16 protein-coding genes are annotated in these 15,581 nt (G+C 68.3%); 8 read left to right on the forward strand and 8 right to left on the reverse strand.

Annotation, left to right across the window (positions count from 1 at the left end):
- Positions 1–3: 3 nt before the first annotated feature.
- Positions 4–477, reverse strand: coding sequence for a MarR family winged helix-turn-helix transcriptional regulator (locus NA12_RS05795; protein WP_067446795.1), 474 nt, complete (start codon positions 475–477; stop codon positions 4–6).
- A gap of 135 nt (positions 478–612) precedes the next feature.
- Here NA12_RS05795 and NA12_RS05800 point away from each other — a divergent pair, with 135 nt between their 5' ends.
- Positions 613–1,449 (forward strand): SDR family oxidoreductase, encoded by an 837-nt coding sequence (locus NA12_RS05800; protein ID WP_067446797.1) that lies wholly within the window; start codon positions 613–615, stop codon positions 1,447–1,449.
- A gap of 45 nt (positions 1,450–1,494) precedes the next feature.
- Entirely contained in the window at positions 1,495–1,998 is a 504-nt protein-coding gene (locus NA12_RS05805; RefSeq protein WP_067446799.1) for an SRPBCC family protein, read from the forward strand.
- Positions 1,999–2,026: 28 nt separating this feature from the next.
- Here NA12_RS05805 and NA12_RS05810 read toward each other — a convergent pair whose 3' ends face one another.
- Positions 2,027–2,839, reverse strand: coding sequence for an alpha/beta fold hydrolase (locus NA12_RS05810; protein WP_067446801.1), 813 nt, complete (start codon positions 2,837–2,839; stop codon positions 2,027–2,029).
- A 163-nt stretch (positions 2,840–3,002) separates the two neighbouring features.
- Between NA12_RS05810 and NA12_RS05815 the strand changes: the two genes are divergently transcribed.
- Both NA12_RS05815 and NA12_RS05820 read left to right on the forward strand, forming a co-directional pair.
- On the forward strand, positions 3,003–4,286 hold the full coding sequence (locus NA12_RS05815; RefSeq protein ID WP_067446802.1) for a class I SAM-dependent methyltransferase: 1,284 nt from the start codon (positions 3,003–3,005) through the stop codon (positions 4,284–4,286).
- Between the two features lie 101 nt (positions 4,287–4,387).
- Positions 4,388–5,869: an SDR family oxidoreductase gene (locus NA12_RS05820; protein WP_067447555.1), complete on the forward strand. Its 1,482-nt coding sequence runs from the start codon at positions 4,388–4,390 to the stop codon at positions 5,867–5,869.
- A gap of 3 nt (positions 5,870–5,872) precedes the next feature.
- Here NA12_RS05820 and NA12_RS05825 read toward each other — a convergent pair whose 3' ends face one another.
- From NA12_RS05825 to NA12_RS05840, 4 genes are all read right to left on the reverse strand, one after another.
- Positions 5,873–6,835, reverse strand: a complete 963-nt coding sequence (locus NA12_RS05825) for a phytoene/squalene synthase family protein (protein ID WP_067446804.1) — start codon at positions 6,833–6,835, stop codon at positions 5,873–5,875.
- Positions 6,832–8,358: a phytoene desaturase family protein gene (crtI, locus tag NA12_RS05830; protein WP_067446806.1), complete on the reverse strand. Its 1,527-nt coding sequence runs from the start codon at positions 8,356–8,358 to the stop codon at positions 6,832–6,834. Before crtI ends, NA12_RS05825 begins: the two co-directional genes overlap by 4 nt.
- 34 nt (positions 8,359–8,392) lie before the next feature.
- On the reverse strand, positions 8,393–9,520 hold the full coding sequence (locus NA12_RS05835; RefSeq protein WP_243654924.1) for a polyprenyl synthetase family protein: 1,128 nt from the start codon (positions 9,518–9,520) through the stop codon (positions 8,393–8,395).
- A 73-nt stretch (positions 9,521–9,593) separates the two neighbouring features.
- A complete protein-coding gene (locus tag NA12_RS05840) occupies positions 9,594–10,226 on the reverse strand; it encodes an NAD(P)-dependent oxidoreductase (RefSeq protein WP_067446808.1) in 633 nt (210 codons plus the stop codon).
- A 136-nt stretch (positions 10,227–10,362) separates the two neighbouring features.
- On the opposite strand from NA12_RS05840, the gene NA12_RS05845 reads away from it, so the two are divergent.
- The 3 genes from NA12_RS05845 (at position 10,363) to NA12_RS05855 (ending at position 12,799) form a co-directional block, all read left to right on the forward strand.
- On the forward strand, positions 10,363–11,001 hold the full coding sequence (locus NA12_RS05845; RefSeq protein ID WP_067446811.1) for a TetR/AcrR family transcriptional regulator: 639 nt from the start codon (positions 10,363–10,365) through the stop codon (positions 10,999–11,001).
- 85 nt (positions 11,002–11,086) lie between these two features.
- Entirely contained in the window at positions 11,087–12,013 is a 927-nt protein-coding gene (locus NA12_RS05850) for an SMP-30/gluconolactonase/LRE family protein (RefSeq protein WP_067446813.1), read from the forward strand.
- 72 nt (positions 12,014–12,085) lie between these two features.
- On the forward strand, positions 12,086–12,799 hold the full coding sequence (locus tag NA12_RS05855; RefSeq protein WP_084472376.1) for a cutinase family protein: 714 nt from the start codon (positions 12,086–12,088) through the stop codon (positions 12,797–12,799).
- 46 nt (positions 12,800–12,845) lie between these two features.
- Here NA12_RS05855 and NA12_RS05860 read toward each other — a convergent pair whose 3' ends face one another.
- On the reverse strand, positions 12,846–13,397 hold the full coding sequence (locus tag NA12_RS05860) for a DUF2637 domain-containing protein (protein WP_165914814.1): 552 nt from the start codon (positions 13,395–13,397) through the stop codon (positions 12,846–12,848).
- A gap of 304 nt (positions 13,398–13,701) precedes the next feature.
- Between NA12_RS05860 and NA12_RS05865 the strand changes: the two genes are divergently transcribed.
- Entirely contained in the window at positions 13,702–14,370 is a 669-nt protein-coding gene (locus NA12_RS05865; RefSeq protein WP_067446819.1) for a hypothetical protein, read from the forward strand.
- 7 nt (positions 14,371–14,377) lie between these two features.
- Here the strand turns inward: NA12_RS05865 and NA12_RS05870 are convergent, their stop codons facing one another.
- The gene (locus NA12_RS05870; protein ID WP_067447559.1) at positions 14,378–15,547 is read right to left on the reverse strand and encodes a serine hydrolase domain-containing protein; all 1,170 of its coding nucleotides are present in this window, start codon (positions 15,545–15,547) and stop codon (positions 14,378–14,380) included.
- Positions 15,548–15,581 lie beyond the last annotated feature (34 nt).

A 15,581-nucleotide genomic window follows, 5' to 3' on the forward strand; every position in this document is an offset into this window, starting at 1 on the left:
CGGTCAGCGTTGCCGCGCGGCGTCGTAAGCCCGCGGCAACGCCACACCGGAGTTCATCGTCAGCAGCGCTCGATGCAGGTTGGCGCGCTGATCCTGGTCCAGACCTTCGAAGAGCTCGTCGTTCAGCGTGCGGACGAGCTCCTCGGCCTCGGCCACCGCGCGCGTCCCCTGTTCGGTGATCTCGACGAGAAACCGCCTGCGGTCGCGGTGATCGCGAATCCGGGCGGCCAGGCCCGCTGATTCCAGGTGGTCGATCGCGGCGACCATCGTGGTCGAGTCGATGCGCAGCCGGGTGCCCAGTTCGAGCTGGGAGCTGGCCTGGTCGCCCGCCAGCACCTTCAAGATCATGAAGTGCCTCGTCCGCAGGCCGAGGGTGGCCAGCCGGTCCTCGCTCACGCGGAACATCGCCTGCCCGAGCTTGCTCAGCAGGCAGCTGGTGTGCTCGGCGACCATGTCCGGGAGCAACGGTTCGGTCACTGGTGGAAACCTCGATTTCTGGGCTGGACAGCAGTGGCGATCCTAGTCGCCGCCGTACTCGCGCCCATCACTGGCAACCGTTGGCACCGATAATCCTGACCGGTAATCGTTCGTACTACTGATAGTCTGCCCGGCATGGAGTCAGAGTTCATCCAGCAGATCGACCTTGCCGGCAAGGTTGTCGTCGTCGCGGGCGGCACCAGCGGCATCAATCTCGGTGTGGCCGAGGACTTCGCCCGAGCCGGTGCTCGCGTCGCGGTGCTGAGCCGCTCCGCGGACAAGGTCGACGCGGCGGTCAACCGCCTGCGCGCGCTCGGCGCCGAAGCGTTCGGCGCGAGCGCCGATGTGCGCGACTACAGTGCGACCGAGTCGGTCCTGCGATCGGTGCACCAGGAGTTCGGCGACTTCGACGTGCTGATCTCCGGCGCGGCGGGCAACTTCCCCGCCGCCGCCGTCGGCATGTCCGCCAACGGGTTCAAGTCCGTCGTCGACATCGACCTGCTCGGCACGTACAACGTCCTGCGCGCGAGCTACGAGTTCCTGCGCAAGCCCGGCGCCTCCGTCATCAATATCTCGGCGCCGCAGTCGGAGTTGCCGACGATCACCCAGGCGCACGTCTGCGCCGCCAAAGCCGGCGTCGACATGCTCACCAAGGTCCTGGCGCTGGAGTGGGGCCCGTTCGGCGTCCGCGTCAACGGGGTGATCCCCGGCCCGATCGACGGGACCGAGGGGATGGCCCGGCTGGCCCCGACCGAGCAGGACCGGGCCCTGGTCACCGGCAGCGTGCCGTTGCGCCGCTACGGCACGCCCCGCGATGTGGCCAATGTCTGCCGGTTCCTCGCCTCTCCGCTGGCCGACTTCGTCTCCGGCGTCGTGCTCGCGGCCGACGGCGGGTGGGTCCTCGGCGGCGCGTCGCAGGCGATGGGCGTCATCGGGCAGCCGCTGCTCGATGCGGCACATCAGGGTCAATAGCAACGCCGACGTTTCGACAGCACCGTATCCGGATAGGTTCACGTCATGAGTCGCACCACAACCGTCTTCGACAGCATCGACATCGCCGCCGATCCGGTTTTCGTCTACCAGCAGGTCAGCGACCCGACCCTGATGGGTCGGTGGAGCCCGGAGAACCGCGGCGCGAAAGTTGCCCAGCCACGCGAGTCCACCTATGTGGGAATGGAATTCGAAGGGTTGAACAAGCGTGGCCGTGCTCGCTGGGTGACCCGCTGCGTGGTGATCGCGGCCGAGCCGGGTGAGCGGTTCGCGTTCCGCGTCGAGTCGATCGGTGTCCGGAAGCCATCGATACGCGCGGGTATCGCGACGTGGGAATACCGATTCGAGCCGGCCGACGGCGGCACCCGGGTCACCGAGACCTGGCACGACGATCGCAAGTCATGGCCGAACGCGGCCGTTCAGGTCTTCGACCGGATCGTCACCGGCGGTGACACTTTCGTCGAATTCCAGCGCAAGAACATCCACCGCACGCTACGCAACCTCAAGCGGCAACTCGAGTCGACGGACTGAACGCGAGCGATCCCCCGCCGCCGAACGACTATCGGTCGGCGTCGGGGCTCGCCGAGCGGACGCCCGTCGTGGCGGGCACAGCGCCCGTAGTCGCCAGAATCGTCGTGGCGACCAGTTTCGGATCGTCGATCATCGGCACGTGCCCGACACCGGGCAAGATCTCGAAGCGGGCCCGCGGGAAGCGCTCCTGGGCGATGCGGCCATTGACCTTCGGTGGCAGAATCGCGTCCTTCGCCGACCAGGCCAGGGTGATCGGGCACGGTAACTCCGACACCGGCGCTATCTGCTCTGCGGTGCCGAGCAGGTCTTCGGTCACGGTGCATCCGATGAGATCGGCGGTCGCTGTCAGCGCTTGCGTCGGTGTCAAACGGTCTGCGCGACAAGCGACATCGCGCATCGAGAGTCGTCGGACCACCGCCGATCGCAGGGCCAGCGGGTGGACTCGGCGCGTCGCCCGAACCAGGGTACCGATACGGCGCAGCTTCCTGACCGCCGCTGTCTGCCCGTGTCCACCCCCATCCCAGAATCCCGCGGGTGACAGCGCGCAGACGCTCAATGCCCGACCGCGCAACGCGAGTTCGATCGCCATCCACCCGCCGAGCGAGTTCCCCGCGAGATGGGCCTGCGCGATCCCCCGATCGTCCAGCATCCGCTCCGCCTCGTCGACGAGGTCGCGCACTTCTACCGGGCGCTGCCTCGCCACCGGCCCTCCCCGATGCCCCAGCGCGGTCAGCGCGACCACGTCGTGATGGTCACTCAGAAACGGAACGACGTCCTCCCACGCCGCCGACGACATAGTGACGCCATGGAACAGGACGATCGAGGACTTACCGGAACTCATGGGCAGATGCTACGCACCGCTGGGCAGGGTTGCGGTCGATCCAATTCACGCCCTCCTCCGCCGGATAGTTCCGTCACCCAGGCAGCGGGGGAGTTCCGATCCGGGCAGCGATGGAGCCGCGTCGTTGCCGCGGCGGCGGCGCGGCCAGGGCCATAGTGGTCGAATGGGTAACCAGTCCACGATCGCGACCACGTTCCGACCGCTGCTTCGGGCCACGTTGGGGCCGCGGCCCGCCGTGGGGTTCGAATTCTGGGACGGCAGCACGATCCGGCCCGAGGGTGCGAGCCCCGGCACGATGCGGGTGCGCTCCGAGGACGCGCTGCGCCACCTGGTCTGGGCGCCGGGCGAACTCGGCTTGGCGCGCGCTTTCGTCTCCGGCGCGGTGGATCTGGACGGCGATATCTTCACGATGTTGCGGGCGCTGCAGTCGACCGCGCCGAACGATGCCCGACTCGGTCTCGGCGCGACATGGCAGGCCATCGGCGCGGCGCGCCAGCTCGGGGCGCTCGGTCGCCGGCTGGAACCGCCGCCGGAGGAAGCCCGGCCGCAGCGCGGACCGCTGCACACCAAACGGCGCGACGCGGCGGCGATCAGTCATCACTACGACGTCAGCAACGACTTCTACCGGCTGGTGCTCGGACGGAGCATGACCTACTCCTGTGCGCGGTTCGTGCCGGACGACGACGGCTCGTTGGAGGCCGCGCAGCGCGCCAAGCACGACCTGATCTGCCGCAAACTGGGATTGGCCGAGCGGTCGGACATGCGGCTGCTCGACGTGGGCTGTGGCTGGGGTTCCATGGCCATCCACGCGGCCTCGACCTATGGCGCGCGGGTCGTCGGCGTCACCATCAGCAGTGCCCAGGTCGAGCTCGCACGGCGACGCGTCAGCGACGCGGGATTGTCGGACAGGGTGGAGATCAGGCTCGCCGACTATCGGGACCTGCGGGGTGAGGAATTCGACGTCATCTCCTCGATCGGGATGTTCGAACACGTCGGCTCCGGGCGCGCCGCCGAGTACTTCGACACCCTGCGCGCACTGCTGCACCCGCGTGGACGGCTGCTCAACCACGCCATCTCCTCGCCGGGCGGCTCCATCATGCGCAATCGCTCGTTCATCGGCCGCTATGTGTTCCCCGACGGCGAGCTGGTCGATGTGGGCGAGGTCGTCCTGGCCATGCAGCGCGCCGGTTTCGAGGTCCGCGATGTCGAAGCCTTGCGCGAGCACTACGCGCTCACCCTGCGCCAGTGGGTCGCGAATCTGGAGAACTCCTGGGAACAGGCGGTTTCGCTCGTCGGCGAAGGGCGCGCACGCATCTGGCGGCTGTACATGGCCGCCTCCGCACTGGGCTTCGAGGACGGCGGACTCGGGATCCACCAGGTGCTCGGGGTGGTGCCCGAAGCGACCGGCAACGCCGAGATGCCCGCGACACGGCGCGACTGGGGATAGCCCCCACCTCAGCGCTCGCACAACGATCACCGGCCCGATATGATGAATCATTTATGCATCGAATATGGCGAACCTGACGAGCACAGGGAACGGTGATGAGCATGCGGTGTGTGGTTTTCGGCGCGACCGGCTACATCGGTGGACGGTTGGTGCCCGAACTGATCCAGGCAGGCCATCAGGTCCGGGTGGTGGCCCGAACCCCGGAGAAACTGGCCGAGGTGCCCTGGCGGGATCGAGTCGAGATCATCCGTGGCGACGTCACCGACCGTGATCAGGTGCGCGCCGCCGTCGCCGACCAGGAGGTCGTCTACTACCTGGTGCACTCGCTGGCCCGCGACGACTTCTCCGACGTCGACCGCGAGGCGGCGCGGCTCGTCGCGACCGCGTCGTACTCGGCCGGAATCCGCCGCATCGTCTACCTCGGCGGCATCGTCCCGGAGCACGCGGAGCTTTCGCGCCACCTCGCCTCCCGCGCCGAGGTCGGCGAGATTCTCCGCGAATCCGGTGTCCCCACCGCGGAACTGCGCGCCGCGGTGATCATCGGATCCGGTTCGGCCAGTTTCGAGATGCTGCGATATCTCTCCGAACGCCTGCCCGCGATGATCACCCCGCGCTGGGTGCGCAACCGGATCCAACCCATCGCCGTACGCGATGTCCTCTACTACCTCGTGCACGCCGCCGAATTGCCCGCCGACGTCAACCGCGCGTTCGATATCGGCGGCCCCGACGTCATGACCTACTTGATCATGATGCGCAAATACGCTGCCGTCGCCGGGCTCACTCGTCGAGTGGTGCTCCCGGTCCCGGTGCTCACGCCGTGGCTGTCGGCGCAATGGGTCAACCTCGTGACGCCCGTGCCGCGCGCGCTGGCCGTGCCGCTCATCGAGTCGCTCGTCCACGAGGTCGTGTGCGGCGAGCACGACATCGCCACCTACATCCCCGATCCCGCCGAGGGTCTCACCCACTACGAGCGTGCCGTGGAGCTGGCGCTGACGCGGATCCGCCGTGCCGACGTCCCCACCCGCTGGTCCGATGCCAGCACCTTCGGCGCGCCCTCGGATCCGCTGCCCACCGACCCCGCGTGGTCGGGCGGATCGCTCTATGAGGACCTGCGCGAGCAGCACACCGACGCCGACCCCGACACCGTCTGGGCTGTGATCGAAGCCATCGGCGGCGAGAACGGCTGGTACTCGTTCCCGCTCGCCTGGTCACTGCGGGGCTGGATCGACCGCGCCACCGGTGGTGTCGGGCTGCGCCGCGGCCGCAAACACCCCCGGCGCCTGAGCTCGGGTGAAGCCCTGGACTGGTGGCGCGTCGAATACATCGACCGGCCCCATCTGCTGCGGCTTCGCGCCGAAATGCAGCTGCCGGGACTGGCCTGGCTCGAGCTGGGTGTCGAGCCGGACCCGAACGGCGGCTCCCACTATCGGCAGCGGGCGATCTTCCAGCCACACGGTTTGGCCGGACACCTCTATTGGAAGGCGATCACGCCGTTTCACAACGCCGTGTTCGGCGGCATGGTCCGCAATATCACCGGCACCGCCGAACGCACCGACGCCGACGGCACGGTGTCGACCGGCTGAGGATCATCCGGCGGCTTTCGTCAGCGTGTGCGCGCGGCTGCCACGTCGCGCCCACCACGCGCGAGCCAGCGCCGAACCCGCCACGCGAGTACGCCGCGCGTTGCCCACGGTGGCTCGCGCGGAGAACACCGCGAAGTCGGTCTCCTCGATTCGATCGAGAATCTCCGAGTACAGCACTGCCGCGGTGGCCACGCAGGGGCGCGACACCGGGTGCAGCTGCGCGATTCCGCTGTCGGCGCGGCGATACCACTCGCGCGCGATCTCGTGTTGCGCGGCCAGCGCGGATCGGACCTCGGCGTCGATACGTCGACGCGAACGGCACCACTGCAACCGGGCGCGGTCCACGCCGTGGGCAGCCAGTTCATCGGCGGGCAGGTACACCCGGCCGCGGTCGAGATCCTCGGCGACATCGCGCAGGAAGTTGGTGAGCTGGAACGCTTTTCCCAGCGCCGCCGCGTACGGGGCCGCCTCGGCACGTTCGCCGACGGTGCCGAGCACCGGCAGCACTTGCAGGCCGATCACCGCCGCCGAACCGTGCACATAGCGGTCGAGCGCGGCCCGGTCCGGATAGTCGGTGACGGTCAGATCCATGCGCATCGAGTCGAGGAATTCGTCGAACAGCACCTGGTCTATCTCGTATCTGGCGGCGGTATCGGCCAGCGCGGCGAAGATCGGGTCGTTCACCGCGACACCGGAAAGGCTGTCGTGCAGGTCCTTGGTCACCGCGTCCAAGCGCTGCGCCGGAGTACCCGCCGGGTCATCGGGCAGTGGCTCGTCGACGATGTCGTCTGCCCACCGGGCGAAGCCGTAGAGGGCGTGGATCGCCGGTCGTTGGGCCGGGGCGAGCAGCCGGGTGGCGAGATAGAAGGTGCGCCCGTGACGCGCGTTGAGTTCCCGGCATCGCTGGTACGCCGCACGCAACCGAGCATCGCGGATCCCGGCCGCGTCGAGTTCCGTGCGCATCATCGTCGATCGCCTCCGATCGAGGTCGAGGTCGAGGTCCGCGACACCGACACCGGGCCGGTGACGCGGTCGGCGGCGAGGCGGCCCGACAGCAACGCTGTGGGCACGCCGACACCGGGTACCGTCCCGCAACCAGCGAGCACCGCGTTGCTCGCACCGCGCGGCAGGTTCGCGGGACGAAACGGGCCGGTCTGCGCGAACGTGTGCGCCAGTGAGAACGGGGTTCCGGCCAGCATGCCCTGGCGCTGCCAGTCGGCGGGCGTATCCAGATGCACGACCCGGGAGTCTTTGACGAAGCCCGGGACCATCCGGTTCTCGACGATCGAGGCCAGCTCCTCGCCGTAAGCGGTGGCGCGGCCGTCCCAGTCGAGGTCGCCGCTGCGGTACAGGTTGGGCACCGGGGCGAGCACTGTGAACAGGTCGTGCCCGGGTGGCGCGAGGGTGGGGTCGGTCGCGGTGGGTCGGGTCACCAGCAACGACGGGTCCGTCATCAGTTTTCCCGCACCGATCAGTTCGTCGAAGGTCTGCTCCCACGCGCCGCCGAAGACGAGATTGTGATGAGCGGTCGGCACCGATTCGGGGAGGCCGACGTGCATGACGACGGCCGACGGGGCCGGGCGCCAACTGATCGGGCGACGGGGCAAGCGGTCGAGCAACTCGTAGGCGGTGGGCAGTTCGGTCGCCAGCACGACGGCGTCGCAAGGAATTCGGCGGCCGCCCTCGGTGAGCACCGCGGTGACCTGGGATCCGCGCCGCTCCAGCGAGTCGACTGTCTCGCCGTAACAGAACGTCACACCCGCATCGACAGCGGCGGCGGCCAGGGCATCGGGCAGTGCGCGCATTCCGCCGCGCGGAAAGTAGACCCCGCCCACGGTGTCCATGTAGGAAATCACCGCGTACAGCGCCAGCGCGCGTTGTGGCGAGACGCCCGCGTAGAGCGACTGGAAGGTGAAGACGCGGCGCAGTCGTTCATCGGTCAGGAACGATCCGATCGCCGCGTCGAGGCGCCGGAATCCCCCCAACGCGATCAACCGCGCGAAGGCAGGCGTCAGCAGTGCGAGCGGCGAGTCGACGTTCGACGCGATGAACCGTTGATATTCCACCTGGTACAGCTCGCTCAACCAGGCGCGCAGGCGGCGATACCCCTCCACCTCCTTCGGTCCGGCGAACGCCAGGACCGATTCCTCCATCGCCGATGCGTCGCTGTGGACGTCGAGCCCGGTGCCGTCGGCGAAGTGCGCGCGGTAGGCGGGGGCGACGGGCAGCAACGTCAACCGGGATTCGAGACTGTCACCGACGGCGGCGAGCGTGTCGGCGACGATGTCGGGCATGGTGAGCACCGACGGCCCGGTGTCGAGCAGATAGCCGTCGACGTCGCGCCGTCCCGCCCTGCCACCGGGGACCGCGTCGCGCTCCACCACTGTCACGGCGCGTCCGCGGCCCGCCAGGTGTAGAGCGGCGGCCAGGCCTGCCAGCCCGGCCCCGACGATGACCACTTCATCGGTCGTTCCCGATATCGTGCGCATTGCTTCCTTTCAGTGGGAGCGGCGGGTTCGCCGGTCAGTGCGAGCGGTGCGTGCACAACAGCGACATTCGATGCAGCGCGTCGGCCACCGAGGGTTCGAGGTCGGCGACCTCGAGCAGCCGACGTGCGCGCTCGACGCGCTCGCCGATCATCTGCTCGGCACGGCGGCGGGCGCCGCTGTCGGTGATCACGGCTTGCGCGAGCGCCACGCTCTGCTCGTCGATGGTCCCGGCTCGCCAGAGCTCTCGGAGCCGGGCACGATCCGACGGCTCGGCGAGCTGATCGGCCAGCGCGATCACCGTGGTCGCCTTGCGTTCCCTGACATCGTCGCCCGTGGGTTTTCCGGTGGTCGCCGGGTCGCCGAAGATGCCGAGAAGGTCGTCGCGGAGCTGGAACGCTTCGCCGATCAGGTCGCCGTATTCACCGAGCACGCGCATCACCGGCTCGTCGCAGCCGGCCATCGCCGCACCCAATTCGAGCGGGCGGCGCACGGTGTAGTTGCCGGATTTCCGCCGCGCGATGTCCATCACCGCGTCCAAGCTCGGTAGCCGCTTCGCGTCGTTGGTCAGGTCCGCGAGCTGGCCGACCGCCAGCTCGCTGCGCATCGCGTCGTAGCGCGGCCAGGCCCGGTCCAGCGCGGCGGCGGGCAGGCCGCTCTCGCGCACCATCCGCTCGGCCCACACCAGGAACAGGTCGGCCACCAGGATCGCCGCGGACTCACCGAATCGGGCCGACGAGCCCGACAGCCCCTGATCGCGGTGCCACGCGGCCAGCCGCAGATGCGTCGACTGTCGCCCTCGCCGGACCGTCGACTCGTCCATCACGTCGTCTTGCACCAGCGCGAACGCGTGGAGCAGCTCCGCGGCCGCGGCCGCCCGCAGCGCGGCTTCGGATTCCCCGGCGCCGCCGCAGAGCCAGCCGAGGTAGCCGAATACCGACCGGACGCATTTGCCGCCCGACGCGAAATCCACCATCAATCGGCCCGGCAGCGAGAATCCCGCCGGGTCGAGTTCTGCCGCGCAGCGCGCGCGGACGAACTCGTCGACATGATCGCGGACCGAGCTCTGAGTGCGTGCGAGCCAGTCGGCGAACCGCGCGGCATCCTCACCGCCGGTCGCGGATTGGCTGGGTCGAAGCGCGATTGCTACTCGTTCGGCGTCCACCACTCGATTGTGACACCGATCGAGGAAAAATGCATCGTTAGCGCATCGTTTGACTGTTCGGGGTGGTGTGACCTCAGTTCGAGACGCCAACCGCGGTGCGCAGGTGCCGGCGCTGCTCGATGCTGTCGAGCATGAAGTCGGCGGCATCCGCACAGGTGATGGCGTAGCCCGTGGCCCGTCCGGTCGGGTCGACCTTGACCGTCCCCTTGGCGGCACCCGCCTTCAGGGCGGGTAAACGCACGGCTGTCCACGCCAGTTCACTGTCCGCGAGCCGCGCTTCCATCACCACCTTGGCGTCGAGAATGGGCGGCAGTCGGCGCGCGAACAGCGGCACCAGGACACGCCGAAAGAGGAACGCACCGGAACCGGGTAGCCCCATGTTGCTCGCGCACACGAGTCGTTCGATGCGGTGCGCGCGCATTTCCTCGATGATCACGCGGGTGGCGTCGGGTACGAAGTCATTGGGTTTGCCGTCGCCGAGACCGCCGACGCCCAGGTACTGGATCACGGCATCGGCGCCGTCCAGCGTGCGCGCGACGGCTGCCGGATCCAACGCGTCGCCGCGGACCACGCGAACGCCGGGCGGCGCCTTGTCGGCGCTCGCCTGGGACCGAGCGAGAACGGTGACGTCGTGTCCACGTTCCAGCCCTGCGGCAACGGCGGCGCTGCCGCCCATCCCGGTCGAACCGAAGACCACCAATTTCATGTTCCGAACCCCGCCCTGTGTGGTCGTTAGAGGTCGCGATCGCCCATCCGGGCGGCTCCTCTCACGACAGTAGTTACTGTTGTTTATTACGACAGTAACTACTGTCGTATGGTTGGTCAAGACGGAAGGCGGACACATGGTCAGAACCTGGGCGACAGACGACCCGAAGGCCGCGCTCATGGCGCGCAAACGAGCCCAGATCGTCGCGGCCGCGCGAACCGCGTTCCTCGGCGAGGGCTACGCCGCGAGCTCGGTCAACAAGATCGCTGACGATGCCGGCGTCTCGATCAAGACCCTCTATCGCCACTTCGAGACGAAGGACGAGCTCTTCACCGCCGTCATCGCGGGACTCTGCGCACCCGAGGGACAAAGTCCCCGAAACCCCGCCTGGTACAACGATCCGCCCGAGATCGGGTTGGTCCGCGCGGGCGAGGAGTATCTGCGCCATGTCCTGTCCGGCGAGCAGCTCGCGCTCTATCGGATCGTGGCCCACGACGTACATCGGTTTCCCGAACTCGGACGAATCTATCGACGCGAGGTCCTCGTCCGCGCCGGCCTGCTCTTCGTGGCGTACCTGGACCGTTGGCGTGAGCGCTCGAACTGGCGAATCACGGACGAGTACGAGGCGGCCGCGGTGTTCGGCGGGCTACTGAAAGCCGGGCTCTTCGACCAGGCATTGCTCGGCGGAGCGCGACCCGACGCCGAGCAGATCACCCGCCGAGCGCGCCACGCGACCGACGAGTTCCTGACCGTCCTGGCAGCGGGCTGCCTATAACGCGGCGCACGTCTAAGCTTGGCTCGATCCAGTCGACAACGCCGCAGCGCCACCCAGGGCCACCGGCCCACCCCCGAGGATTCCGATGACCTTGTCCCCCACCATGTCTCGCGCGCTCACCGTATGCGCGGTCACCGCGGCAGCCGCTGTCCTCCCCTGCGCGCAGACCGCTTCGGCCGAACCGGTCTCCTGCCCGCAATGGACTCGGCAGACCGTCGCGACGGGCTATGGCGTACTGGAGAATCTCGGGTTCGACGGTCGTGGAAACCTGCTGTTGGCAGAGCAATCCGCCACTGGATCAGCCGGTTCTCTGCAACGACTCGGTGCCGACGGCGCGAGATCTGTCGCGGTCGCGGACGTCGAGGGGCCCGGAGCCGTGCTGGTCGTCGGCGATACCGCGTATTTCACGACGGGCAACACCGTCACCGCCGCACTGGCCGACCGTGCCGACGGGACGATTCACGCCCTGCACCTGCCGAGCGGCGCCGTGACGACGGTGGCCACCGGTCTGACGATGCCCAACGGATTGGCGCAGTTGCCCAACGGCGACTTCGTCGTCAGCAGAGACGTCGGTGTCGCGACCCTGACCCGGGTCACCCCCGACAACGTCGCGACGCCGTACGCGCCGTCGCTGAGCTCCACCAACGGCCTCGCGTTCGACCGGCCCCGCAACCGGCTCATCGTCTCGACGACGTTCAACCCGACATCGGTCATCGCCGCCGTCGACTACGCCGATCCCGACAGCCCACCGCGTCAGGCCGTGATCCCCGGCATCGGGCCGGTGAACTCGGCCGACGATCTGACCGTCGGGCCGGACGGCACGGCCTATGTGACCCTCAACGTGGCGGGCAGTATCCACCAGGTCGACGTGGACACCGGCCGAACCTGCGCGATCGCGCAGGACCTGCCCCTGTCCTCGTCGGCACGGTTCGGATCCGGACCCGGCTGGGACCCGAAGTCGTTGTACGTCACCAGTTTCCTGGGGACCGTCACCAAGCTGACGCCGCCCTGATCATCGGTTGAGGCAGACCATCACGAGCAGCGAACCCCTACCGATTCTCGTCGGGCGCAATACAGTGGCCGCATGCGTGGACGATTTCGAACAGTGCTGCACTCGACCGCGGCTGCCGCGGCGGTACTGGCGCTGCCCGCGGTGCCGACCGCGGCCGCCGACCCGATCCCCCACTCCGACAACTGCGCGCAGGTCCGGGTTGTCACTGTTCGAGGCACCCTAGAACCGCAGTCCGGGAGTCTGCTGCTCACTCCGCTGGGCGGACGGATCGCCCAGGAATCCGGGCGCCGCGCCACGGTGACAGAGCTCGAGTATCCAGCCTCGATGGCCACCGACGGCGCCGTGCGCGGGGTGGAGAATCTGACCGCGCTGCTCAACGAGGCTGCCGCCGCATGCCCTGACCAGCAACTGGTCCTGCTCGGCTACTCGCAGGGCGCGCGCGTGATCGGCAACACTCTCGCCGCGCGTACCGCGTTGACCGACCGGGCAGCCGCGCGAATCAGCGCCATCGCCCTGTTCGGCAGCCCGCTGTTCAACGGAACGGAACCCTACGATCGCGGCAGCTTCGATCCGGGCCTGTCCGGTACCGGTGCCCTGCGCACCGGCGCGCTCACCGAATTCGGCGATCGCCTGCGTGACTACTGCAACGCCGGTGACCGGGTCTGTCAGGGCGGCGACCCGGCCGCAGGGTTCGGAAATGCCCTCAGCTACGGCCATTTCGCGTACTTCGTCAATGACAATCGTGACCGAGCCGCGGTATTCGTCGGGGAACAGCTCGGCCGATAGCGCGGCCTTCGCCGCGTGCACCCGGTGACCGAGCGACCCGCACTTCCTACGTGCGGGTTCTCGGTGTCGTCGGTGGCGTCCTCGCCTCGCTGCGGTGCTGGTCCCACCAGTCGTTGTCATGACGGGAAGAGCTCGACTCCTTCGACGGCGCCGATTCGGTCGGAATCCCGAGGACCCGCAGTCGCCAGTCGTCCTCAGGGATCGCGGCCACGATCCGGACGGGCACAACCGCGGTGAGCAGCAGGTAGTTGCCCACGCAGATCATCAGGCAGATCGGCGGAACCGACACCACGATCGCCGTCCCGAGGGTGCCCATCTGGATCGGATCACGGGAGATGGCCAGTAGGTTCCCGCAGATGCTGGCCAGCACGGCGGCGACGAGCAACAACTCGTACACCCGGACCAGCGAGGTGGCCTTGTCGTCGCGGATGCCCACCAGCGTGATGAAGGTGCAGGCGACCAGCGCGACGGTGAGACCGACCACCACCGGCCACAGCCAGGTCAGGTGCTCGGGTACGCCCGCTACCCGCGCGAGGGTGGAGGTGAAGGTGAAGGAGGCGATTGCCGCGGCGACGACCAAGATCGACCCTAAGCCCACAAGTAGCTTCGGTACCGTAACAGGGATAGGGCGGGGGAAAGGGTCCGTGTGGTCCATCAGGCTCCATCCTACGGGCTATGGTCACCAAATATGCAGGCACCCAACAGAGTACGTGCCTGCGCGGAGTACGAGACATCGCAGAACTCGCCCCACGTCGCGGCGGTCCTGGTTACCGACCAGTCAGTGCGGATCCGGTTGCCGGGCCGGCCCGTGTGTGGTGCGGCGCAGTACGCTGTCTCCGGCATAGCCGCCTGTCAGAGAAAGCGCGGTCGATCGGCTGCCATCCGACGCCGGAGGAACACCCGTGGGACTCGAGAACGAGGAGTTCGATTGCGCCGACCCACCATTGGCGATTTCGCCCACCGAGGCCCGCCGGTACTGGTCCGACCACCGGCACCACGATTGTGAGCTCGGCGCTGCCGCGTGGGAGGTCCTGGCCGGGTCCCGGGGTCGCCCCTGGTCCGACACGCCCCATCCGAACACCCCGCGGGACTGGCTGACGGCCTATCGGCACCGCGGACTGCCGACCGAATTCACCGCCGACGCGACAGGCGTGGACCTGGTCTGCGACGACACGGTCACCGCGCTCCTCGTTCCCGCCGGACTGGCCGCCGCCACCTACGACCACACCGCGTTGGCGGTACCGACCCTCGCCACCGCACCGCCCTATGTTCCGCTGCATCGCTGGGCGATGCTCACCCGAACCGCACCCGTGTCCGACGACGCCACCAGCGCGCTCGCCGACCTCCATATCACCGTCCTCGCACCCGGCGATCGCCTGCGGCTGCCCACCGGGCCGAGCACCCGCCTCGACCCACCGCGCTACTGGCACGAATGGCCGCGCCGGTCCGTGGCAGGCAAGCCTCATCTCGTCCGATTGCTCCAAGTCGCCAATCTCGCACTGGCCACCGGCGCGGTGGGGCGTCGCCTGACATCGACCGACGGCCGCCTCGTGGTCCTGCGAAACCGGTGATCGCTGCTCAGGGGATCGCCGGTGGGCGGTCGGGAACGAGGAGGCCGGCGATTTCCGCGCCGATGCCGACGGCGTTGTTCCGGTCGGAGTCGGAGGTGGGCCCCAGGGTGTCGTAGACGACGACGGTCGTCTCGGTTTTCGTATCGTAGAAGGCGACGCCGTCGTAGCCGCCGTAGGACGGGTTCATGTACAGCCAGTCGGCGAGGTGAACCACCCCGAAGGCGAAGTATTTCTCGGTGGTGAACGGGCCCAGACCCGCGGTCGACGGGCCCATCATCTGCTGGAACTGGTCGGGGGTGAGTCGTTCGCCGGTGCCGAGTGCATGCACCCAGCGCCCGACGTCGCCGACGGTGGAGTTCATGTTGCCGCTGTGCAGGAAGGCGGTGGGGTTCCAGAAGGTGGAGTCCTCGAAGAAGCCTCGTTCGTTGGTGTAGCCGTGCAGGATCGGCTCGTCGACCTGCGGGGTCAGCACCACCTCGCTGTCGTGCATGCCCAGCGGGACGGTGATGTGCTCGGCGATCAGTTCCCCGAGGGGCTTGCCCGCTGCCCGCTGCAGGACCTCGCCGAGGACGACCAGATCGCTGTGGGCGTAGGCGAAGCTGGTGCCCGGCTCGAACAGCGGCGGGCGCGCGTCGGCACGTTCCAGTAGCTGCGGCGCGGTCCATTCTCGAATCGGGTTCTCGCCGAAGATCTTCAGGAACTCCGGTTCGGTCACATAGTCGGCGATTCCGGAGGTGCTGTCGGCGAGCATCCGCGCGGTGATCTTGTCGGCGCGCGGAAAGTCGGGCAGCCAGCGGGCGATGGGTTCGTCGATTTTCAGCACGCCCCGTCCGTCGAGTCGCCACAGGACTGTCGACAGCATGGGTTCCATGGGCTGGCCGACGCGCAGTCGCATATCAGTGGTCGCCGGCACCCCGAGCGGTGATCCGCCCTGCGCACCCAGCACGATCTGTTCCTCACCACGCCATGCGCCGTAGACCACGGAGCTGAGATCGAGCTCGGTCATCTTCGCGCGCACGATGTCGGCGATCCTCGCCGCGTCGGCGCTGTCGACCGTGGAAGACGGGGAGCCGCCGGATTTCTCCTGCGTCGCGCAACCGCCCGCGGCCGCGGCGAGCACGACCGCGAGCACCACGCATGCTCTACGGCATCCGCGATGCCTCGGAAAGTCGCTCATGACAGAGATCCCTTCGTCGAGGAACACTCACGAT

The sequence above is a fragment of the Nocardia alba NBRC 108234 genome (genome assembly GCF_001612665.1).
GTDB classification, from domain to species: domain Bacteria; phylum Actinomycetota; class Actinomycetes; order Mycobacteriales; family Mycobacteriaceae; genus Nocardia; species Nocardia alba.